Raw genomic sequence first — 23,884 nt, 5'->3', positions numbered from 1 at the left:
ATAATAACTTTATTAAGTTAATTATTCTTTAAAAATTTATCATAATTAATTGTATTTTCAATATTCCTTTCTCTATTTGTATTATATTTATTATTTATTAAACTACGTTCTGAGATAAATTCATCTGTTTTTATCCCTGCTATATCACAAATTAAATGTATTAAATCATCAGTCATAAAAGGTAAATTTTTTGATTTTTCTAATCTTTTTATTAAATCTTCATGCAATAGTTTAAATGTATCTGAGTAAAATATAATAAAAGGTATCTCGACTGTAAGTTTATCTATGATTCCATGTCCAAATATATTATTTTTTTTACTATCTTTTAAAATTTCTCCATGATCACTTAAGTAAATAATTATACTATCTTCATCTTTAAAGATTTCAAATATTTTGCTTATTATAAAATCTGTATATAAAATTGAGTTATAGTAATTTGCAACTATTTGTTTTTCTTTGCGTTCTAATTCACTATTAATATCATTAGCTGTAAAATATTCAAATTCTTTTGAATATCTTTTAATATAATCGCTATGATTGCCTAATAAATGCACAATATAAAAACTTTTATGATTTATATATTGATTTTTATATTTATTAATAATAGGTAGTAAAAATTCATCTAATTTTTGTATTCTCATAAGAGTATCAACATTAATTTTTTTGTTAATAAAATATTCGTTATTAGCCATTTTTGATATAGGACCTGTTATATTATCATACTCTTGGTTTGAAATCCAGTTAGTGACATAATCAGATAAATTAAATAAACTTATGATGTCTAAATTATTATAAAATTTTTTATTTTTTTCTGAATCTAAATTTGAAAAATTTAATAACATACTTAATGTTTTATAAGTGAATGTATATGGTGAAATAATATCATTGAAAATAATTTTATTATTAATTTTTAAAATATTTGGAGTTGTTTGTAAAGTTTGACCGTAATCTTGATAAGCATCTCTCCTTGAGCTTTCTCCTATTATTAATATAATATTTTTTATATTATTTTCTGCTACTAGTTTTTTATGATTTTCTGCTATTTTTTTGTAGCTATCATATATTTTTTCAAATTCTATATATAAATCATCATTTACAAAAATATTTTTTACAAAACAAATTATTGGAATTGAATTTAAGCGTTCATAGTTGTTTAATTTTATGGTTCTTCTAATATCATTTAAAAAAAGCAAAATAATAGTAATGATTATTATTAAGTTGGTTTTATTTTTTACATTAAATTTAAAAGATATTTTACATATTATAATGCTAAGTATAGTAAAAATTAATACACTTATTATTGTTTTAATATTTAAATATACACTGATAAATTCTATACACTCTTGAATATTAGTGTTTGCAATTGCTATTGTGGCATTATATGAAAATAAAGTATTAAAATTTATTATTAAAATAATATTTATAATCCCTATTGTTAGTGTTAATAATACCCCCCCCCATTTTAATATTTTTGATATATAATTTACTATTAAATTATTTTTGACAAATATTTTAATTATTTTTTGAATTATATAGGCTAGTAAAAATAAAATACAAATTAGTATAAAAGTACTTACGATTATATGTTTTGTAAACTTTAAAAATTCATAACCAATATTGATATAGTTAAAAATAATTATTATAAAAATATTGCTTAGTGTAAAATATAAAAATATTCCAAAATGCTTTAAAACAAATTCAGTAAAATTATTCTTCATCTTTAGCCTTTTTTTGCAAGATATTTAGGGTTGTATTTACTATACTAAATGCTAAAGTAGTATAAATATATGCTTTATTTATATGAATATTTAAACCTTCAACTATTAAAACGCCACCAACTAAGACTAAAAATGTTAAAGCTAGAGTTTTTAATTCTTGGAATTTTTCTACTAAATCTCCAATCCATTTACTAGCAATCATCATAAACATCATAGCAATTATTACAGCTAATATCATAATACTAAGCTCATCAGCAATTCCTACCGCAGTAATTACACTATCTAAAGAAAAAATTATATCAATTAAAGCAATTTCAATTATTACAACAAAGAAATTTGAACTAGCCTTAAAATTACTATTATCACTATGCTCGTTTTTTTGCATTGATATTAGTTCTTTAATTGATTTAATTATTAAAAATATTCCCCCACCAATTAAGACAATATCTCTACCGCTAAAATCTTGACCTAAGATATTAAATAAAGGTTTTGTAAGTTTAACAAGCCAAAAGATACTAAATAAAAGTGCTATACGAGTTAGCATAGCAAAACCAAGTCCTAAAATACGGCCTTTATTTTGAAGGTGTTTTGGTAATTTACTTACTAAAATAGTAAGAAAAATAATATTATCTATACCTAAAACTATCTCAAGTAATACTAAAGTTACGAAAGATAATATGCCTTCTGAAGTGAAAATCCATTCAAACATAATTGTCCTTTTTATTGATTAAAAAATGCTATCCTAACCGAAATTTTTTAAAGGAGATTAAATGAGATTAGAACACGATTTTTTAGGTGAACTTGAAATTGCTGATGATATTTATTATGGAGTTCAGACCTTAAGAGCAGTGCAAAATTTTGACATTTCAGGAAAGCGTTTAAAGGACTTTCCAAGACTAATTATATCTTTTGCGAAAGTAAAAAAAGCAGCAGCTTTAGCTAATTATGAATTAGGCTTAATTAATGAAGAGATTAAAAACGCTATTTGTTTTGCTTGTGATGAATTAATAGCTGGAAAATACAAAGACCAATTTGTTGTAGATATGATACAAGGTGGTGCAGGAACTTCTACAAATATGAATGCAAATGAAGTTATAGCAAATATTGCGTTAGAAAAATTAGGGCATAAAAAAGGTGAGTATGAGTATTGCCATCCAAATGACCATGTGAATTTATCTCAAAGCACAAATGATGCTTATCCAACATCTTTAAGAGTTGCTTTATATGATTATTTAAGCGATTTAATGAAAGCTATGAATTATTTAAAAGCAGCTTATGAAAGAAAAGCAATTGAGTTTAAAGATATTATAAAAATGGGAAGAACCCAGCTTCAAGACGCAGTTCCGATGACTTTAGGAAGAGAATTTAAAACTTTTGCTGTAATGCTTGGCGAAGATATACAAAGAGTTAGCGAAGCAAGAAGCTTAATTTTAGAAATTAACTTGGGTGCAACTGCTATTGGAACAGGAATTAATTCTCATCCTGATTATCCACCAATCGTTGCAAAACACCTTCAATACATAACAGGTGCAAATTTTGTAATAGCAGATGATTTAATAGAAGCTACACAAGATACAGGAGCTTTTGTTCAAATTAGTGGAGTTTTAAAAAGAGTTGCAACAAAATTAAGTAAAGTTTGTAATGATTTAAGATTACTTTCTAGTGGTCCAAAATGTGGCTTAAATGAAATTAACTTACCAAAAATGCAACCAGGCTCATCAATTATGCCAGGTAAGGTAAATCCAGTTATCCCTGAAGTAGTAAATCAAGTGTGTTATTATGTAATTGGTGCTGATGTTAGCGTTACTTTAGCTTGCGAGGGAGGACAATTACAATTAAATGTATTTGAACCACTTGCAGCATATAGTTTATTAAATAGTATTTGTATGCTTGAGCGTTCTATGAAGACTTTAGCTGATAAATGTGTAGATGGTATCACAGCAAATAAACAAATATGCGAAGATTTTGTGATGAATAGTATAGGAATTGTAACCGCACTAAATCCTTATATAGGTTATGAAAATAGTGCAAGTATTGCAAAAGTTGCATTGCAAACGGGTGCAAGAGTTTATGATTTAGTTTTAGAGCGTAAATTAATGGATAAAGAAAAGCTTGATAAGATTTTAAGCCCTGAGTTTATGTTAAAGCCACATATGGGAGAAATTAAATAATATTTTGAAATAGGAATTTTAAATTCCTATTTCTTTAAAAAGTAATAGATAATAATTTAATCTAAATAATAAAAATTATTATTTATTGCTTTTGTTTAAATTTAGCTAATTTTTTTTAGTTAAAATTTATCTTTAACAATCACAAGGAATAACAATGTATAAGATGATATCAAGTATGAAATTAAGCATAATTTTGTTTTTGTTGTTTGCTTTTGCTAGTGGTTTAGCAACTTTTATAGAAAGCAAATATGGAACTCCTACAGCTTGGGCTTTAATATATGCTAGCTGGTGGTTTGCTGCTATTCAGGTATTGCTAGGAATTAATTTATTTTTTGCAATATTTAGATATAAAATGTATGAAAAATTACCGCTTTTTATATTCCATCTTAGTTTTTTATTTATGCTACTTGGCTCGGCACTTACTAGGTATTATGGATTTGAAGGATATATTCATATAAGAGAAAATGAAACTTCAAATATAGTAAGCTCAAGAGAAGCATTTTTTAGTATTTCTGCTATGAAAGATAATAAATACTATTCAAGCGATGAGTTTAAATATATAAGCGTAATAGGTCATAATGATGTAGATATTAACTTAGATTTAGATGGCAAAATAGCTAATTTAAAATTAGAAAAAGTTATTTTACACGCAAAACCAGCTTATAAAGAAGAAATAGGCGGAAAACCTTTTGTGTTATTAAATGTTTCAGGAGAGCAAGGCTCAAGTGCATTAGCCCTTGATGAAGGTAGATTTGTTGTATTAGGAGAAGTTGTAATAGCAAATAAAAAAGCTATTTCAATGAATGCTAAGCTTTTAGAATTTAACGAAAACAAAATTAAAGCGAATTTTGATTTAGAAATATTTGATGTTAAAAATAAGAAAAATATAAAATTATTAGCTGATAATGAATTTAGCCTTGATGATGGAATGGTAATTTCATTTGAAAATTACAAAATTGGATTTGATAAATTTTACAAAAACGGCGTTAAATACTACGAAGATAGCAAAGATAGCGAGTATCCAAATGCTTATTTAGTAAAAGTAACTTATGATAATGATAGTTTATACGCATATTTATTTGAAGGAGAAGGGCAAAAAATCACTCTAGCAAATCAAACTTTTAGCATATCTTATACTGCTAAATTACTTGAATTACCATTTAGCTTTACTTTAAACAAATTTGAATTAGAGCGTTATATGGCTTCAAATTCTCCGAAATCTTATGCAAGTTATATTAGAATAAATGATGATGAAAGTAAGGATTATAAGATTTATATGAATAATGTATTAGACCATAAAGGTTATAGATTTTATCAAAGCTCATACGATAAAGATGAGCTAGGAACTATTTTAAGTGTAAATCAAGACCCAGGCAAAATACCAACTTATATTGGATATTTATTATTAGGTATAGGATTATTTTTAAACTTAATTTACAAAAACTCACGCTTTATGATTTTAACAAAACGCTTAGCAAAAATGAGTTCATTAGTGCTTTTACTTAGTGCTTTAACTCCGCTTTTACATTCTGATGACATTAATGAAGCTATAGATAATGCTAATAAAAATCTAGCCCCAGTTAGCCTAGAAGAGCATGTAAAAGAATTAAGCGTTTTACCAGTTCAAAAAGACAATGGAAGAATAGCTCCATTTGGCTCATTAGCACTTGATTTAGTAAATAAAATTCATAAAACAAGCACTTATCAAGGCAAAGATGCAACAGAGCTTTTAATATGGATTATGAGTGATTTTAAAGACTTTTCTAAAGAAAAATTTATTTATCTAAGCAATCAAGAAATAAGAGATTTTTTAAATCTTGGCAAGGGTAAATATGCTAGTTTTTACGATTTTTTTCCAAATAATGTATATGCTTTAAAAGATGAAGTTGATAAGGCTTTAAGAACCAATCCAAACAAGCGTGGAACTTATGAAAAAGAATTATTAAAAGTTGATGAGCGTTTAAATCTTTTATATTACGCTTCTTTAGGTGGTTATGTAAGAGCTAGTTTTGAAGATGGTAAAGCTTTAAATGTCTTAGAAACTAGCAAACCTGATTTAAAAGCTTATTTTTTATCATTAATAAATGCAAATAAAGACAATAATTATGCTTTAAGCTCAAAGATTTTAAATGAGATTAAGGCAAGTCAAGGAACTAATATTGATGAAGCAAAATTTAAATTAGAAATCGCTTTTGATAAGGTAGGGATTTTTACAAAATTAAGCCCTGTTTATTTATTAGGTGGTTTAGTGCTATTAATTTTAGTATTTTCAAGAATGATTAGTGGTAAAACAAGTCTAAAAACTGCCTTTAAAATAGTTTATTATCTAAATATTTTAGTTTTCATAGTTCATACAATTGCACTTGCTATTAGGGGATATTTAAGTGGTCATGCACCTTGGTCAAATTCTTATGAAAGTTTATTGTATATTTCTTGGGCATTAAGCTTAAGTGGTATTGTATTTTCTAAAAAAAGTCCTATTTCATTATCGCTTACATCAATTCTTGCAGCTATTGTTTTAATGGTAGCTCATCTTAGTTCAATTGACCCACAAATAGGCAATCTCGCACCTGTTTTACAAAGTTATTGGCTAACAATTCATGTTAGTATCATAACTGCTAGTTATGGATTTTTAGGTCTATGTGCTTTACTTGGAATTTTTGTATTAGTTTTATTTATTATGTTAGGAAAAAATAAAAAGCTAAATGAAAGAATAAAATCAAATATAAAAGAAGCTACAATGATTAACGAAATGGCTATGATTTTAGGCTTATCATTGCTTACTTTAGGTAATTTCTTAGGTGGTGTTTGGGCTAATGAATCTTGGGGAAGATATTGGGGCTGGGATAGTAAAGAAACTTGGGCTTTAGTATCTATTTTAGTTTATGCTGCAGTTTTACACATTAGAATGATTAAAGGAATAAATAATCAATTTACATTTGCAGTATGCTCTATGTTTGCATATTTGAGTATTATTATGACTTATTTTGGAGTGAATTACTTTTTAACAGGTATGCACTCATATGCTGCAGGAGAAGCTGCTAGCGTGCCTATTTATGCTTACATTAGCGTAGGAGTTATGGCGTTATTAGCGATTGTTGCAAGTAAAAATAAAAAGGAAGCAGAACTTTTATGAGAGATAATGTATTTATAATTGTCGGTGTAGTAGCTTTTTTAGTAATTATTGCTCTAGTTTTTTATTTTATAATCAAGAGCTCAAAAAATAAAGAAAATCAAATTCTTACACAAGAAAAGCAAGAAGTAGTCAAGAAAGTAAATGCTTTAGATGATTTGATAAAAGCAGCAAAGAGTGCAAAAACTCCAGCTGCTTTAAATAAAGTAGTTTTAGCGTTTTTACAAAGTCAAAGTCTTGAAAATAGAGCAAGTCTTACAACTTTAAGTGAAGATGCTAAAAAAAAATTAGGATTTATTAGTGTTGTTTGTGCTAACAAATGTGCTGAAGCAAAATTAATTGCTTTTTTAAATCACGAATTGGGTAAAAAATATCCAAGTTACAAAAGAGAAATAGATTTATATGAGAATTTAGGACTTGCAAGAAGAAGGATGAAGTAATTGAATAAACTTTATTTTAGGTATCTTGCTAGCCTTTATCTTAAAAATTGTTTAATTTTTATTATTGCTTTTGTAGGATTTTATTTATTTATAGATATTTTAATTAATTATAAAAAGCTGCATTTAAATACCAATATATTCTTATTATATATTGTATATACAATGCTTACAGCTTTTTATTATATATTGCCAATAGCTTTAATACTTGCTATGATTTTTACAAAAATATCTCTTATTAAAAAAAATGAATTTATAGCGTTTTATTCTTTAGGGCTTAGCAAAAATGCAAGTGTTAAGCCTATAATGTTTATAAGTTTAATAATAAGTTTTATCGCAATTTTTTTAAACTATACAAATATTGCTTATGCAGAAAACTATAAAAGCAATATTTTAAAATACGGATATTTAAGCAAAGAACAAATGGATTTGTTTTTTAAATATCAAGATGATTATATTTATATAAAAAGCTATGATAAATCTACAATGAATGATATTAAAATTATCAAAAAAACAAACAATGAAATATCTAAAATCATATTAGCAAAAAGAGCAAATTTTATTGATAATAATTGGGTTTTAGAAGACGCAAAAGTTATGGAATTTAAATTAGGAAATAATTTTGATGATACCTTTATAATTAATCAAAATTTAGAAAAAGAAATGATTTTAAAAGATTTTAACCCAAGTTTGCTTGATAATTTAGGCACTGATGATAGTTCTTTAAAAGACGCATTTTTTTATCTTAATAATTTTGAAGCTAATAAAAACATAGCAAGAGCTAGTATTTATAAGCAAAGTATATTTTTATTATATGCTCCATTTTTTATGCTTATAATTTTTTACAATATTCCTATTATGCCAAGATATAATGATTTAAATATCTATGCTTTAACATATACAAGTTTATCTTTATTAGTTTATGGAGTTTTATTTTTGCTATTAAGATTTGCTAGTAATGGTAGTATAAATCCTGAACTAGCTATTCTTTTGCCAATAAGTATAATTATTGTATATTCATTAATGAAGTTTAATAAAAATAAGTGATTATAAAAGGAGCAAAAAATGGACTTTTTAAAACTTGCAAATGGTATTAATACACCTTTTTATTTGTATGATTTTAACGAGATTGAAAATAGATTTAATAGTATTAAAAAAGCATTTAGTGGAGCTAAAAATAATATTTTTTACGCGGTTAAGGCTAATTCAAATTTATCTTTATTAAAGTTTTTAGCGAATTTAGATAGTGGATTTGATTGTGTTAGTGCAAATGAGATTAGAAGAGCTTTAAAAGTAGGTGCTAAACCTTATAAAATAATTTTTAGTGGGGTTGGTAAAAGTGCAAGTGAATTAGAATTTGCAATAGAGCAAAAAATACTTTATATAAATGTAGAAAGTAGTGCTGAATTAGAGCTTTTAGAAAGTATTGCAAAGAGCAAAAACCAAGTAGTAAATATAAGTATTCGTGTAAATCCTAATATAGATGCAAAAACTCATCCTTATATTTCAACAGGTCTTAAAGAAAACAAATTCGGAGTTAGTCTAGATAATGCTAGGGCTATGTTTTTAAAAGCACATAAATCAGATTATTTAAATCCAGTAGGAGTTCATTTTCATATAGGTTCAAATATCTTAGAATTAAGTAGTATTATCCAAGCTGCTATTTTGGTAGAAAAATTTATAAAAGAGCTAAATACCGCAGGGCTAAATATTAAGTTTTTTGATATTGGTGGCGGAGTTGGTATCAAATACAAAAATGATGAAATCGAGCCTAATTTAGATGAGTTTGCACATATGATTAAAAATATTGCAAAAGCACAAGATTTGACAATTTGCTGTGAGCCAGGTCGCTATATTGTAGGAAATGCAGGTTATTTAGTAAGCAAGGTTTTATATGAAAAAATTAACGAAGGAAAAAGATTTGTAATATGCGATGCTTCTATGTGTGAACTAATTCGCCCAAGTTTATACGAAGCATATCACGAGATTTTAAGCTTTCCTAGTGTAAATAAGCTAAACGAAAGTAGTAAGGCTGATTTAGTTGGTGGAGTTTGTGAAAGTGGAGATTTCTTAGCAAAAGATATAGTTTTACCACCTTTAATGGCAAATGATTTAGTAGTTATTAAAAGTTCAGGAGCTTACGGATTTGTAATGAGCTCAAATTATAATTCAAGAACAAAGGTTGCTGAATATTCTTTATACAACAATGAGTTAAAATTAATAAATAAAGCTCAAAGTTTTGATGAATTAATAGCTAATGAATTATCTTGTTTGTGAGTATATTATGAATTTAGAAGAAATTAGACAAAATATAAATAAAATTGATGATGAAATAATTAAATTATTAAATCAAAGAATGGAATTTGTAAAGCAAGTTGGTATTTTAAAGCATAATGAAGGTAGTCCAATTTATCGTCCTGTAAGAGAAAACGAGATAATAAATAGACTAAGTGAAAACAGCAAAGGCTTATTAGAAAAAGACGCAATTAAAGCAATTTATCAAGAGATTTTTGCAATTTCAAGAAATCTTGAATTACCACAAAGAGTTGCGTTTTTAGGTCCAATTGGCACTTATACTCATCAAGCAGCAAGATTATGGTTTGGAGCACTTAGTGAATATATTGAGATTGCTACTATTGAAGATGTTTTTGTTAGTTTAAATAACGATGAAGTATCTTATGCAGTAGTTCCTATAGAAAACAATACAGAAGGTGGAGTTGGAGCTACTCTTGATTGTCTTGCAAAATACGATGATATTTTGATTTTTGCTGAAAATTATTTAGATATTCATCATTCATTCGCAAGCACAACTGATGATATAAGAGATATTAAAGTGATTTTTTCTCATCCACAAGGCTATAATCAGTGCAAAAAATTCTTAGAAGCTCATAATATTTTAGACATTGAGTTTGTCCCTACAAAAAGCACAGCCGCTGCTGCAAAATTAGCAAAAGATACGCCAAACTCAGCTGCAATTTGCTCAAAAATTGCAGCAAAATTAAGCGATTTGCCTTTAATGTTTGAATGTATTGAAGATAATAAGGCAAATAAAACTAGATTTTTAGTGCTTAGCAAACATTCTTGCGAAAAATCAAGCAATTCTAAAACATCAATTCTAGCAAATACAGCACATAAAGCAGGTGCTTTAGTTGATTTGCTTAATGAGTTTAAAGAAGCAAATATCAACTTAACTAAAATTGAATCAAGACCTTTAAAGAAAAAAGAATTTGAATATAGTTTTTTTATTGATTTTGACGGACATATTGATGATTTGAATGTGCAAAAAATCTTAAAAAATAAAACAAATATAAAATGGCTTGGCTCATATTTAAAGAATGATAAATGATTAAGCAATTTTTACAAGGAATAGGCAAGTTCTATTCGGGTTTAGAAAAAAAACAAAAACTAACTATATTAGCAGCCATTATTGCAACCGTTGCTTTTATAGTTTTTTTACTTGTATATAATTCTGGTAATAATAAAAACTACTCTGGATATTCTGTTTTATTTGATGAATTAGATACTAAAAATTCAGCTGCAGTTGTGTCAATATTAGAAAAAAATCAGATAAATTATATTTTAAAAGATGAAAGCACCATTTTAGTTCCAAGTGCTGATGTTTATAAGCAGCGTTTAGAAGTGGCAAGTGCTGGAATTTTAAAGGATAATAAAGTAGGTTTTGAGATTTTTGATAAACAAGAATTTGGAGCTACTGATGAAGAACAAAAAATCAAGTTTAAAAGAGCTTTAGAAGGCGAATTAGCAAGAACAATTGAGAGCCTAAATCCTATTAATAAAGCTGCAGTTCATATTGCTTTTGGTAAAGAATCTTTATTTGTAAAAGAAAAAGAGCCACCAACAGCTTCAGTAGTTTTAAATATTAAAATGGGTATGAAATTAGGTCAAAAGCAAGTTTTAGGGATTAAAAATTTAATAGCATCATCAGTAGCTGGTTTAAGTGTTGAGAATGTTAAAATAATTGACCAAAATGGAGTTAATTTAGGTGCTGATGAAGTAGGGCTTGATGTAGATGAATTAAACGCACAAATAAATTATAAAAAAGAATATGAAAATTCATTAGAGCAAAAGATTATAAATGTTTTAGCACCTGTTCTTGGTGGTTGGGATAGAGTTGTTGCTAGAGTTAATGCTGATTTTAATTTTGATAAGGCAAATAGTCAAAGTGAAGTGTTTGACCCAAATTCAGTCGCTAGAAGTGAGCAAAGTTTAGAAGAGAAAAAAGAAGGCAAAAAAGGTAAAGAAGTAGGCGGAGTGCCAGGAGCAATATCAAATATTGGACCTGTTCAAGGCATTGAAGATGGAGAAAATAAAGAAAGTTATAGCAAAAATCAAAGCACAATTAATTATGAAATATCTAAAAAAATTACAACCATCAAAGGTCAATTTGCAACCTTAAATAGAATTAGTGCAGCAGTAGTAGTAGATGGAAAATACGAAATTGATGAAAATGGCGAAGTAAAATATGTAGCAATTAGCGATGATGAGCTTAAAAAATTACAAGGTTTGGTAAAAAACGCAATAGGATTTAATGATACTAGAGGAGATAGTGTTAGTGTTGATAATATTAGATTTAATAATATTAAAGCTCCAGTTCCACCATCAATTAAAATTACTAATTTCTTAGAAAGCTATATAATGCCGTTTATCCCACCTGCAAAATATATTTTTGCTATGGTGTTAATGTTTATATTTTATAAAAAGGTTATATCTCCGTTTATTAAGAAAATGCTTGAGGATAAGGTATTTACACCTGAAGAATTAGAAGAAATTAGGCGTGAAGAAGGTGCTGATGATGAAGAAGATGCGATAGAAAAATACCAACAAGCTAAGAAAAGAGTTGAAGAACAACTTGGAATTGACGCTGGATTTAGTGAAGATGAATTACAATATGATATTTTACTTGAAAAATTAAAAACTATTAGCACAGAAAAAAGTGATGAGGTTGCTATGCTATTTAAAAGTTTATTAAAAAACGATGCTGAATTTAATCAATCTCAAAAGGAAATGTAATGGCAAATTTAAGCAACGAACAAAAAAGCTTATATAATGATTTAAGTATTTTAGAAAAAATTGCAATATTTTTGGTTCTAATGGGAGAAGAGCCAAGCACACTAATATTTTCAAATCTTGATACAGATATGGTAATTGAAATCACAAAATATATTGCAAGTGCAAAGCAAGTCGATAGAGCAGTAGCTACTGCTGTATTAGAAGAATTTCACGCTTTACTTAAGTCAAATCAGTATATTAAAAATGGTGGTTTGGAATTTGCTAAAGAGATTTTATACAATACTTATGGGATTGAAGAAGCTGAAAAAATCTTATCAAAATTAGCAAAAACTTTAGATGGAAATCAAGCATTTTCTTATCTTAGCAATATTAAACCTCAACAATTAGCTGACTTTATCGTAAATGAATATCCACAAACAATAGCTTTAATTATTGCACATATGGAGCCTACTAGAGCAGCTGAGACTTTAGAGTTTTTTGAAGATAATTTAAGAAGTGAAGTAATCCATAGAATTGCTACTTTAGGTGATATTAGCCCAAGTATTATTAAAAGAGTTTCAACCGTTTTAGAGAGTAAATTACAATCTCTTACATCTTATAAAGTTGAAGTTGGAGGGACTAGAGCAGTTGCTGAAGTGCTTAATCGTCTAGGTCAAAAATCAAGCAAATCAACTATTGCATATTTAGAGCAAACTGATGAAAAACTTGCAACTACTATTAAAGATATGATGTTTACTTTTGATGATATTACTAAATTAGGCACAACAGCAATTAGAGAGATATTAAAAGTAGCTGATAAAAAAGATTTAATGATAGCTTTAAAAGGAAGCACGGAAGATTTAAAAGGTATGTTTTTATCTAATATGAGCCAAAGAGCAGCAGAGAGTTTTAATGAAGAAATGGGATTTTTAGGTGCTGTTAGGGTAAAAGATGTAGAAGAAGCACAAAGAAAAATCGTTGAAGTTGTTCAAAAGCTTAATGAAAGCGGAGTAATACAATTAGGCGAAAGTGATGAGATGATAGAATGATGAAAACTATTATTGATAATAAAGCCAAAGAGCATCATATTCAAAATTATAAATTTAAAATTCTAAGTTCATTTGACACTGATACAAGTGAAGAGCAGCTTAGTGAGGTTATTGAAACTCCACAAGAAATAAAAGAAGAGCCTGTAATAATTAAAGAAATTACTCCGCCACCACCACCGCCACCAAATCCAATCAATGAAGAAATGCTTAAAAAAATGGAAACTTTAAGCGATAATGTAGTAAAACTTCAAATGAAACTTGAAAAACAAGAAGAAGAATTTGAAAAAAGACTTTTAAATGAGATTGAAATAGCTAAAAAAAACGCTTATGAAGAAGGTTTAAACGCAGGTAAATCTCAAAATGAAGATAAAATAAACGAGCTTAGTATAAATGTATCAAATAGTATTAAAAAGCTTGAAAATAAATGCCAAGAATTAAGTGATTTTTGTGAAAAAACAAAAAGCGATTTAAACGAAGCTGCTTATTTAATAGCTAAAGAAGTAGTAAATAAAGAGCTAGAAACAAGTTCAGCAAAAATTGCTCTAGCTTATGCAAATACGATAATGCAAGGAATTGATAAAAGTATTAAGATTAAAATCAGCGTAAATCCTAAGGATTTTGATTATTTAAATAAAGAATTAAGCTCAAATAGGATTGAAATCTTAGCTGATGATGCTATTAATAAGGGTTGTTTGATTATTAATTCAGATACATTAAATACTCAAATTAACTTAAAAGAAAGATTAGCACAAGCAAGGAGTATGATATTAGATGAAGCGTAAAATTGAAAATATCAAAAGCCTTAATGAAAACGAATTAAAAGAATTATGTAGTGATATAAGAGCTACAATCATTGAGCAAGTTAGCAAAAACGGCGGTCATTTATCGTCTAATTTAGGCGTGGTTGAACTAAGCGTTGTTCTTCATCATTTATTTGATATAAAGGAAAATCCTTTAATTTTTGATGTATCTCATCAATGCTACGCACATAAAATATTAACAAATAGGAATTTAGAAAATCTAAGACAATTTAATGGAATTAGTGGTTATACCGAGCCAAATGAGAGTGAGTATGATTTTTTTATAGCAGGGCATTCATCTACTTCAATATCTATTGCAACGGGGGTTGCAAAGGCTTTTAGTCTTAATAAAAAAGATGCAATTCCAATTGCTATTATTGGTGATGGGGCGATGGGCTGTGGATTAGCTTATGAAGCTTTAAATGAATTAGGAGATAGAAAATATCCAAGTATTATTATCTTAAATGATAATAAAATGAGTATTAGTAAGCCTATTGGTGCAGTTTCAAGATTTTTATCAAAAAGTTTATCAAGTCCAATTTATCAAAAATTTAAAAAAGGCGTTGAAGCAATGCTTGAATACTTGCCTGAAGGTGCTAGATATACTGCAAAAAGATTTGAAGATGGATTTAAATTAATCACTCCTGCTGGAATGTTTTTTGAAGAATTAGGACTTGAATATATTGGCCCAATTGATGGGCATAATATTGCTGATTTAATAACTGCATTAAATCTAGCAAAAAGTCTTAAAAAGCCTGTATTATTGCATATTCAAACAATCAAAGGCTATGGTTATGAGTATTCTTTAAATGATGAGGGTAGTTGGCACGGAGTTGGAGCTTTTGATATAAAAACAGGTAAGAGTTTAAGTAGTTCAAAAAAACCTAGTGCAACGGCAATTTTTAGTGATATTTTAGATGAACTAGCAAGTAAAAATGAAAAAATAGTAGGTCTTAGTGCAGCTATGCCAAGTGGCACTGGAATTGATAAATTAATAGCAAAATATCCTAATAGATTTTATGATGTAGGAATAGCAGAAGCTCACGCAGTAACTTCAATGGCAGCTATGAGTAAATGTGGTTTTATGCCTGTTGTAGCTATTTATTCAACTTTTTTGCAAAGAGCTTATGATAGTTTAATTCACGATTGTGCAATACTTAATCTTAATATGGTTTTTGCACTTGATCGTGCAGGGATTGTAGGAAATGATGGCAAAACTCATCAAGGAGCTTTTGATATTTCATATATATCTTGCATACCTAATTTTAAAATTTGTGCCCCAACGAATGCTAAAAGTTTTAAATTATTGCTTGAATACGCTACAAGTAAAGTTGGGTTAATTGCTATTCGCTATCCAAGGGGAAGTTTTGCTTTAGATGAGAGCTATGAGCCAAGCTTAAAAACTCATTTTATTAAAAATGTAAATTCTAATATAAGCTTTTTAGGTTTTGGAGAAGGCGTTGCAAAAGCTTTAGCAGTTAGTGAAGAAATCAATGCAAATGTAATTGATTTAGTATTTGCTAAACCACTTGATAAAGAGTTTTTATTAAATCTTGCTAAGAGTTCAAAAGAATGGCATATTTTTAGCGAAAGTGCAAAAATAGGCGGATTAAATTCTATAATTTCTAGCTTTTTAAAAGAATATGATTTAGACATTAAATTAATATCTTATGAATATGAAGATGAGTTTATAACTCACGGAAATACAAATGAAGTTATGCAAAGCTTAGGGCTTGATGCAAAAAGTATTATAAATAAAATTAAAGGCAATAAATGATAGTTAGTGCAGGAATAAGTGAGATTTATGATTACGCAGAGCCTATTGGATTAGGTAGTAATTGCGCTATAAAACTTAGCGAATTAATACTTAAAAAGCAGCCAAAAAGATTGATTTTTATAGGTTCAATGGGGCTTTATACTAAAGAAATTGAGCTTTTTAGCGTAAATGAGTTTAAAAGTGCTGTAAATATTGAATTAGCTATGTTAGATGATTTAGTTTATACCCCTATGAAAACTAATGAAGTTTCTAATTTAAATTCTTCTAATTATATTTGTAAAAATTACGAATACGCTAAGAAAATGAATGAAAAATACGGGATATTAGGCGAAAATATGGAGTGTTTTAGTTTTTTTGCGACTGCTAATTATTATAAAATCCCAGCTAGTGCAATTTTAGTAGCGACTAATTATTGTGATGAATTCGCACACGAAGAATATATAAAAAACATAGCAAAAGCTAATGAAATACTAGAAAATTACTTAGAAAACAAAGGACTTTTATGAAAGAATTATTAGATTTTTTACCAGAAGAATACAACCTTAGTCCAAAATATCTAAATAATGAATTAGCAAAATTTGTATATCAAAAATATATAAATGATTTTAGCGAAGCTACAAGTTTATCAAAAGCTCTAAGAGAGCAATTAAAAAATGAATTTAACATTATGCCACTTAGCTTAAAAATAGCTCAAACAAGCATTGATGGGAGTATTAAATTCTTATTTTCCTTGCACGATAATCACACAATAGAAAGCGTTTTGCTACCTATGAAAAAAGAAAGAATAGAAAATGGTGTGAAAAAAAGTGCAAAATACACTATTTGTATAAGTAGCCAAGTAGGTTGCAAAAGTGGTTGTGCCTTTTGTTTAACGGGTAAAAGTGGGCTTATTAGAAATCTTAGCACAGCTGAAATAGTAGCTCAAGTATTATTTATCAAAAAATACGCAAAAATTCCTTATGAGCAAGGTATTAATATAGTTTTTATGGGTATGGGAGAGCCACTTGATAATTTAAAAGCAGTTAGCAAGGCTATTAAAATCTTTTCTCATAATGATACTCTAGCAATATCACCACGCCGTCAAACAATCTCAACAAGTGGTCTTGCAAAGCAAATTGAAGAATTAGGCAAGATGAATTTAGGTGTATTACTTGCAATTTCGCTTCACGCTGTAAATGATACTTTAAGAGATGAATTAATGCCTATTAATAAGGCTTATAATATTGAAAGCGTTTTAAATGCGGTAAGGAATTTCCCAATAGATGCTAGAAAAAGAGTGTTATTTGAATATTTATGTTTAGGTGGGATTAATGATGATTTAAGCCACGCAAAGGCTTTAGTAAAATTACTACATGGAATAAAAGCTAAGATAAATTTAATTTATTTTAACCCACACGAAGGCAGTATCTATAAACGCCCAAGTGAAGAAAAAGTAATTGCTTTTAGAGATTATTTACAAGCACACGGACAAAACGCTACCATTAGACAAAGCAAAGGTCTTGATATTAGTGCAGCGTGCGGGCAATTAAGAAATAACGAGGATGAAAATGCAAAAACCATCATATAGAATAGCTCAAATATTAGTAAGACTTTATAATGAAGAGATATTAAATAAGCACGATTTAGCTGAAGAATTTGGAGTAAATGCTAAGACTATTCAGCGTGATATTAATGAAAGATTATCAAAATTACCAATAATTGCTAGAAGAAATGGGGATTATAGTTTAGATAAAGCTTATATCAAAAGCAATCACGAAGAGATTAGAAAACTTATAAAAATATTTGATATTACTATGCTTCCAACAAGGCTTAGCGATGAGTTTTTAAACAATCTTTTTACTCAAAAAGAACTACCAATTACTAATATTAAAAATAACGAAATTGATGATATTAGTAGTGTTTATGAGAGCTTAACTAATGCAATTTTAAATAAGGTAAAAATTAAAATAACTTATAATGCAAAAGAAAGAATTCTAATGCCTTATAAATTAGTAAATCATCAAGATATTTGGTATTTATTAGCTTGTGAAGAAGCTGAACTTAAAAGCTTTACTTTATATAAAATCAAAAATTTATTAATCACACAAGAAGAATTCATCCCAAATGAAAGCACACAAGAGCTGATTAACAATAATTCAAGTAGTTTTATATCAAATAATATTACAAATGTTATTTTAGAATTAGATTGTGTTGCTAAAGAATATTTTTTAAAAAGAGCAATATTAAAAAATCAAAGAATAATCTCAAGCCATTTAGACAAAATCATAATAGAAACAGAAACAAGCTATGAAGATGAGATTATTAGGCTGGTTTTTAAGTGGATTCCACATATTAAAATTCTTGAGCCAAAAAGCTTAGCAAATGAGTGCAAGGCTAGAATTAAAGAATATTTAAAGAATATATAATGCAAAAGCAAAAGATATTTGAAATAATTTGTAATGAGTGCAAAGAAAAGCAAATTAGCATAGTAAATATTGAAGGATTTAGCATAATAAACGAAGAGATTTTTTGTCTAAAAAGCTCAAATAAGATTTCTTATAATGATTTAAGATATATTGATTTTGCTTATATTTTATTAGAAATTAACACTAAAAATAGTTTAATAAATGCTTTTAGTATAGCTGCAAAATTAGTAAGCGATGATTATGAAGAACATAAAGAATTATTAAAAAAATGCTTTTTGCTCTTAGATGATACAACACATTTTAAAGACTTTGAAAAATGCTTAATAATGTTGCAATTAAAAGAAAGTTACGATAAGTTAGAAGATAAATTCTAGTAAATTATTTACTAGAATTATTGCTTTTTACTATTTGATGAAGGCAAGAGCCATCTTTAACATTTATAAATTCATCATTTTTAGAAATAGCTACAAATATTTCATCATTATTTTTTAAATAGTGTTTTTCTCCAAAAGGGGTATAAGATAAAGCACCTAAACATATCAATAAATTTGCAGGCTTACTAGATATTAAAGGTCTTATATCTTCAAGGGTTGCTATGTCTATTTGATTATTTATAGTATCAATTAGCCAAGTGATTAATGTATTTGAATAATAAAAATAATTTTTTATATAATCTTCGTTTGCGTATTTTATTATCTCATTATCTCTTTTTAAATAGCAGTGGATTTTATAATCATTTAATTCATCAAGATTATTTAAAGGAACTAAATTCCCAATACCTTTACTAGCAGTTGAGAAGTTCTTTTTAGAAGATATTTTATTTTCATTTACTCTTTTACTAGCGTCATTAAACGCTGCATAAAATTGTGGTTTTAAATCACTTAGTTTATCATTTTCATAAAAAGCTTTAAAAATTACACATAATTCAGGCTCAATTTGAACAAAATCTCCATCTAAAATAAGCTCATTTTCACTAATACAAAATCTCTTTAAATATTCTTTATCACTATCTTTAGAGTAGAATGGAAACACACCTTTAGGTGCAAAATCACTTGTATGTAATTCAGTAAAATCTTTAGCTTCGTTAGCTTGATTTAAATGATTAGGAACATTTCCTATCACACCTAAGCATAAATAGTCTTTAAACATTATTTTTCCTTAAATTGAAATATTTTTATAATTTATAGCATTAATTGATAAGTTTTATGTAAAATAAATATACTTTTTTTATTTTAGGAGAAAATATGAAAAAAACGATATTTCTATCCCTATGTGCGATAAGTGTATTGCACGGGAGTATGGTAACAACAGAAAATAAAATTAAAGGTATTTTTATTGGAAATGTTGATAATGCGTATGGTGCTGCACATACTAAACTTGAATTAATACAAGACTTTTATAACTATGGTCGTGATAATGCAATCATTGGTTGTCTTCACGGAAGACCTGGTAGTGATGCTTGGGCTTATTATGATTGTGCTTCTTTAATGCAAGTGTATAGTTATAAAGATGGTAGCGGAAATCCTGAAGCAGATAATGCAAATTATAGAGATAATGTGTATTGTATGGTTGATGGTAGTAGTGATTTAGGAACAAATAAAATTCCAAATGCTAGTGAGTTTATTGCAAATATTAATAAAGCTAATCTTGATAAAGGATTATATGTTTCAAAAGATAAGATAAGCCCAAGTATTAAATATGATACTACCATATATCAATACAACTTAGGAAATTATCAAGAATCATATAAAGATTTTGGCGTAAATACTACAGGTAGATTATTAGTAGTTGCTAACAATCAAAAAGAATACAATCCATTTAGTTTTTATCTAAGCGATAATATTAATCTTGGCTCTTTTCCTAATGATTTTAAAAACTTCGTAAATCAAAATCTAGGTATACAAAATGGACAAATGATACCAGGAACAGGTTCAAAACGCTCTAATATGTATCAAAGTTGGGCTCTTTTAGCTCAAAGAACAATATCAGGTGGTAATGATAGAGGTCCTTGGTGTAATCAGATTTATAACTGGGATAATCGTAATTTTAAAAATGGTAAAGGTTGTGGTTCTAGTGATTGGAATAGTTTAAGCGCTCATGGAAAATATGTTAGATTTTTCCATTCTTTATGGGGTTTAGGCTATCAATTTAGAGCTTCTACTGCTAGTGACCATGTTTACGATATGAGAACAGGTATGGCTCAATATGGTGGGATAAAAAATGAATATGGTCAAGTAGTTCCTTTTGGAATTAGTGGAGACCTTTATGGTTCTGCAGAATTTAGAGGGGATGATACCTATGTTAGACATTATCCGGAAGGCTATAAAAGAGATTTGTATTATCAAACTTATAATCTAAGAAAAATAACTGAAGCAATTACTTTAAAAAATATAAGCTTATATGGAACTAATGAGTTTAATAATAAAGATAATGTGTTTCCTTTTTTTAATAAGAATTTAGATCAAGGTATTAATAATTCTAATGCTTTTGGTAATAATAATAAGATAGGAAAATGTTATTTTATTAATTTACAATATTATGGAAGTAAAAATCAAAATGGTTATGCAAAGTTTGAAGCTATGCAATCTAGCAAATTATTATGGAATAAACCAGCTAATGAGTTTTTACAAAACTATATAAGTAGTTTAGATGGTAAATATGCAATCGCTAATTACTCAATAGATAGAAGCAATATTTATACTAGAGCAACTTCTGGTGAAGAGCATATATTTACTTTAAATACTAGACCTACAAGTTTTAGATATGATGATGCGAAAAAATACGGCAATTCTTCAAATGGCAAAATTGGTGCTAGATATTATTTACATTTTTATCCTGACGCTGATGGAGCTAAAACTACTGAAATTGATAAAAATTTAGTTCCTAGAAAAGCAAAAGTTGAAAATTTACCAAGTAGCTTTAATGATAAAGAATTTTATGTTGTAACAGAGCTTAAATACGGAGTAAATAATAATGCTCAATTATCATTTACATACGAAGGCGTTGATTTAGACTTTAATAGATTAGGCTTTGAAAATAAACAAGAATGCGATATAAGTAGTGGTAAAAACTGCTCTAATATGAAATTTAAATTTAAAGATTTTAAATACAAAACTTATAAATTAAGCAAAACTGATGGTGGCTTTAGAGTAATTAGCGAAGATAGTGAAAAGAATGGCTATTTTTCAAGTGAATACACAACTGATGTTATGGCATTAAGAGTTGATGAAGGGTTATTAGATGCAATTAAGTATAAATCTGGTGAATCAATACTATTAGAACTTACACTTGATAGAGGTTTTTATGCTGATGATAGACCATTTTTTGAAACCAATTCAAATACTATTATTAATGCTAAATCATCAGGTAAGTTCTATGTAATTATTAGTGATATTAATTTTAATGCTAGTAATGTAGATTTTGGTTCTATTTGGAATAAACAAGACCCTGATAAAATGCCTGTATTAAACAGCACTAGCACAGGTTTTAATCCTACGACTGCAAATACTAGAATAGCTGGAAAACCTGTTTATTTAGGTATTCAAAGTGCAAAATCATCAAATAAATTAAATAATATTGACAATTTTGTAACTTTTGATGTAATAGATGCAAATACTAATAAAATAATTAAATCAGCAAATCTTACTTATTATGATAATGGAACAAGTAAAGTTAATATTAGTCACGAAAATGATTATTTAGTAGGTAATCCAATATTTACTCAAACAGGATTTAGTGGTGCTTATCCGTTTTATAATGGCGTTGTTAGAATTGATGATTTAAAAGTAGGTAGATATAAAGTATGCTATACAATATATTCTAAATCTCAAGTTCAAGAAGAAATCAATAAAAATAATAACAATAAAGACGCTAAAAGCCTAATTGAAGTGCCTGTTAAAGCTAGAAATTGCACTAATGATTTTAGTTTAAGACCTGCTTTAGTTGAATACACTACAAGCACTACATTTACAGCTGGAGAAAATGCTCTTGCGGGTGGAAAAGTAGCAGTATTTAATGCAGGATTAAAAGATGCTGATGATAAGCTAATAGTAACAAATGAAGAATTTGCTTTAACAAAAACTACTTTAAGTGTAGAAGATAGTCAAGGTAAAAATTATGATTTTAGTTTAAATGCAACTAATAAAAATACTATATCTGATAGCAATGAAGTTGCGTTTGTAAAAGACAATAATAATACCTATAAAATCAATGACGCAGTTGTAAATTTCCCATTATCAACTGATGCAAAACTTAAATTATACGAAGGTAAATTCACAAAACCAGATAGTATTAAAGGTTTATGTAATGCAAATGCTGTCAATAATAAAGTAGATGAATATGGAAAAGTAGGTTGTTTAATTGATAGTAAAAGTGCTATAAGTATTAATTTTGCTAGCACTAAGGAATATGTTTTAAGAACTCCTATAATAAACAATGCCTTTACAGATGAAAAAACATTCTTTAAGAGTGAAGTAGGCGATAATAATAGCTTAAAGATTTATTATGTATTTAATAATTTAGGTGCTAAGGATACAAATAGCTTAAATTATGTATATCATAAATTTAGCAAAGACCATAATCTTGAGTATGAATTAAATTTTGATAATACTGATAAACAAGCTAAAGATAGATATTTAGTAAATATTGATGAAAATTATACGGATAAAAGCTTTAATACTACAATTAATGGTGCAAATCAAATTCTAGTAGATAGAGTTATCGTTACAAAAGATAAGTTAAATAAAGATTTTGATAAAAAATTAGAAGATTTATATAATGATACAAAAACAAATAACATTAATGCTGTTATAGCTGGATTTGCTGCACCAAAAGATAAAATATCTGTAGATTTAGAATTAGCTTACACTAAATACAAAAAAACTCCAGATAATAAAACAATAGATACTAATGCAAGTTTAGCTAAGCCAAGTGTTGCTGAGTTTTCATTATTAAAATCATCAAAAGTTTCTTTAGATGGAGCTAGCACTAATTTAGCTAATGAATACTCATTTATCTTTACTAATGTTACTTATAAAGATAATAAAGTAACAAATACTGACAAAATTACTTTAAATCCTACAACAGATTTAGAGCTTTATTATTTAAATAAGAAAAACGAAAGAACAAAAATACCTTTAAAGAGTTCTTTATATGATAAAGACGCTAGTGCTATTATTAATGAATTATCATTTAATGCTGAATATGGTTCAAGCTTTTTTAAAAATCCAAAAACAGGCGAAGTAACTATCACGCTAACACCTGATAATGCTAAAAAGCAATACATTAAAGAAGTAATTAATCTTAATAATACAAGTGATTTACATGGTGGTAAGTTCAGTTTAGAATTTACAAATGCTAAGTAATTTTAAGAAGGGTTTAAAAAC

Annotated in this window: 17 protein-coding genes and 1 pseudogene; 15 read left to right on the top strand and 3 right to left on the bottom strand. The window is 27.4% G+C overall.

Annotated features, from left to right (window positions below):
• Positions 1 to 17 precede the first annotated feature (17 nt).
• Positions 18 to 1,718, bottom strand: coding sequence for a phosphoethanolamine transferase (locus AVBRAN9331_RS00450; RefSeq protein ID WP_336612198.1), 1,701 nt, complete (start codon positions 1,716 to 1,718; stop codon positions 18 to 20).
• The gene (locus tag AVBRAN9331_RS00445) at positions 1,708 to 2,427 is read right to left on the bottom strand and encodes a TerC family protein (RefSeq protein WP_336612197.1); all 720 of its coding nucleotides are present in this window, start codon (positions 2,425 to 2,427) and stop codon (positions 1,708 to 1,710) included. Before AVBRAN9331_RS00445 ends, AVBRAN9331_RS00450 begins: the two co-directional genes overlap by 11 nt.
• A 61-nt stretch (positions 2,428 to 2,488) precedes the next feature.
• On the opposite strand from AVBRAN9331_RS00445, the gene aspA reads away from it, so the two are divergent.
• From aspA to AVBRAN9331_RS00375, 14 genes and pseudogenes are all read left to right on the top strand, one after another.
• Entirely contained in the window at positions 2,489 to 3,889 is a 1,401-nt protein-coding gene (aspA, locus tag AVBRAN9331_RS00440; protein WP_336609594.1) for an aspartate ammonia-lyase, read from the top strand.
• A gap of 1,087 nt (positions 3,890 to 4,976) precedes the next feature.
• Positions 4,977 to 7,025, top strand: a pseudogene (ccsA, locus tag AVBRAN9331_RS00435) (cytochrome c biogenesis protein CcsA); the annotation flags it as partial.
• On the top strand, positions 7,022 to 7,462 hold the full coding sequence (locus AVBRAN9331_RS00430) for a hypothetical protein (RefSeq protein ID WP_214115802.1): 441 nt from the start codon (positions 7,022 to 7,024) through the stop codon (positions 7,460 to 7,462). The pseudogene ccsA and the gene AVBRAN9331_RS00430, both read left to right, overlap by 4 nt.
• The gene (locus tag AVBRAN9331_RS00425; RefSeq protein WP_214115801.1) at positions 7,463 to 8,506 is read left to right on the top strand and encodes an LptF/LptG family permease; all 1,044 of its coding nucleotides are present in this window, start codon (positions 7,463 to 7,465) and stop codon (positions 8,504 to 8,506) included.
• 18 nt (positions 8,507 to 8,524) lie between these two features.
• Positions 8,525 to 9,736 carry a diaminopimelate decarboxylase gene (gene lysA / locus AVBRAN9331_RS00420; RefSeq protein WP_214115800.1) on the top strand — a complete coding sequence of 404 codons (1,212 nt, stop codon included), beginning with the start codon at positions 8,525 to 8,527 and terminating at the stop codon, positions 9,734 to 9,736.
• A gap of 4 nt (positions 9,737 to 9,740) precedes the next feature.
• Positions 9,741 to 10,805 (top strand): prephenate dehydratase, encoded by a 1,065-nt coding sequence (pheA, locus tag AVBRAN9331_RS00415; RefSeq protein WP_214116008.1) that lies wholly within the window; start codon positions 9,741 to 9,743, stop codon positions 10,803 to 10,805.
• Complete coding sequence (fliF, locus tag AVBRAN9331_RS00410; RefSeq protein WP_214115799.1) at positions 10,802 to 12,490, top strand: flagellar basal-body MS-ring/collar protein FliF; 1,689 nt, start codon at positions 10,802 to 10,804, stop codon at positions 12,488 to 12,490. The genes pheA and fliF overlap by 4 nt, the downstream gene beginning before the upstream one ends.
• Positions 12,490 to 13,518, top strand: coding sequence for a flagellar motor switch protein FliG (gene fliG, locus AVBRAN9331_RS00405; protein WP_214115798.1), 1,029 nt, complete (start codon positions 12,490 to 12,492; stop codon positions 13,516 to 13,518). Before fliF ends, fliG begins: the two co-directional genes overlap by 1 nt.
• Entirely contained in the window at positions 13,518 to 14,300 is a 783-nt protein-coding gene (locus AVBRAN9331_RS00400; RefSeq protein ID WP_214119882.1) for a FliH/SctL family protein, read from the top strand. Before fliG ends, AVBRAN9331_RS00400 begins: the two co-directional genes overlap by 1 nt.
• Complete coding sequence (dxs, locus tag AVBRAN9331_RS00395; RefSeq protein ID WP_336612196.1) at positions 14,290 to 16,095, top strand: 1-deoxy-D-xylulose-5-phosphate synthase; 1,806 nt, start codon at positions 14,290 to 14,292, stop codon at positions 16,093 to 16,095. The genes AVBRAN9331_RS00400 and dxs overlap by 11 nt, the downstream gene beginning before the upstream one ends.
• A complete protein-coding gene (locus AVBRAN9331_RS00390) occupies positions 16,092 to 16,601 on the top strand; it encodes a phosphorylase family protein (RefSeq protein WP_214115795.1) in 510 nt (169 codons plus the stop codon). The genes dxs and AVBRAN9331_RS00390 overlap by 4 nt, the downstream gene beginning before the upstream one ends.
• Positions 16,598 to 17,662 (top strand): 23S rRNA (adenine(2503)-C(2))-methyltransferase RlmN, encoded by a 1,065-nt coding sequence (gene rlmN, locus AVBRAN9331_RS00385; RefSeq protein WP_214115794.1) that lies wholly within the window; start codon positions 16,598 to 16,600, stop codon positions 17,660 to 17,662. The genes AVBRAN9331_RS00390 and rlmN overlap by 4 nt, the downstream gene beginning before the upstream one ends.
• Complete coding sequence (locus tag AVBRAN9331_RS00380; protein ID WP_214115793.1) at positions 17,643 to 18,500, top strand: helix-turn-helix transcriptional regulator; 858 nt, start codon at positions 17,643 to 17,645, stop codon at positions 18,498 to 18,500. The genes rlmN and AVBRAN9331_RS00380 overlap by 20 nt, the downstream gene beginning before the upstream one ends.
• The gene (locus AVBRAN9331_RS00375; RefSeq protein ID WP_336612195.1) at positions 18,500 to 18,874 is read left to right on the top strand and encodes a hypothetical protein; all 375 of its coding nucleotides are present in this window, start codon (positions 18,500 to 18,502) and stop codon (positions 18,872 to 18,874) included. The genes AVBRAN9331_RS00380 and AVBRAN9331_RS00375 overlap by 1 nt, the downstream gene beginning before the upstream one ends.
• Positions 18,875 to 18,878: 4 nt before the next feature.
• On the opposite strand, the gene AVBRAN9331_RS00370 is transcribed toward AVBRAN9331_RS00375, so the two are convergent.
• Entirely contained in the window at positions 18,879 to 19,649 is a 771-nt protein-coding gene (locus tag AVBRAN9331_RS00370; protein WP_336612194.1) for a DUF5718 family protein, read from the bottom strand.
• A gap of 95 nt (positions 19,650 to 19,744) precedes the next feature.
• Between AVBRAN9331_RS00370 and AVBRAN9331_RS00365 the strand changes: the two genes are divergently transcribed.
• Positions 19,745 to 23,863, top strand: coding sequence for a hypothetical protein (locus AVBRAN9331_RS00365; RefSeq protein WP_336612193.1), 4,119 nt, complete (start codon positions 19,745 to 19,747; stop codon positions 23,861 to 23,863).
• The last annotated feature ends 21 nt before the right edge of the window (positions 23,864 to 23,884 follow it).

The sequence above is a fragment of the Campylobacter sp. RM9331 genome, assembly GCF_020137685.1.
Taxonomy (GTDB): Bacteria; Campylobacterota; Campylobacteria; order Campylobacterales; family Campylobacteraceae; genus Campylobacter_E.
Note: the sequence above shows the minus strand (reverse complement) of the source record. Positions and strands in the feature narration are given on the sequence as shown.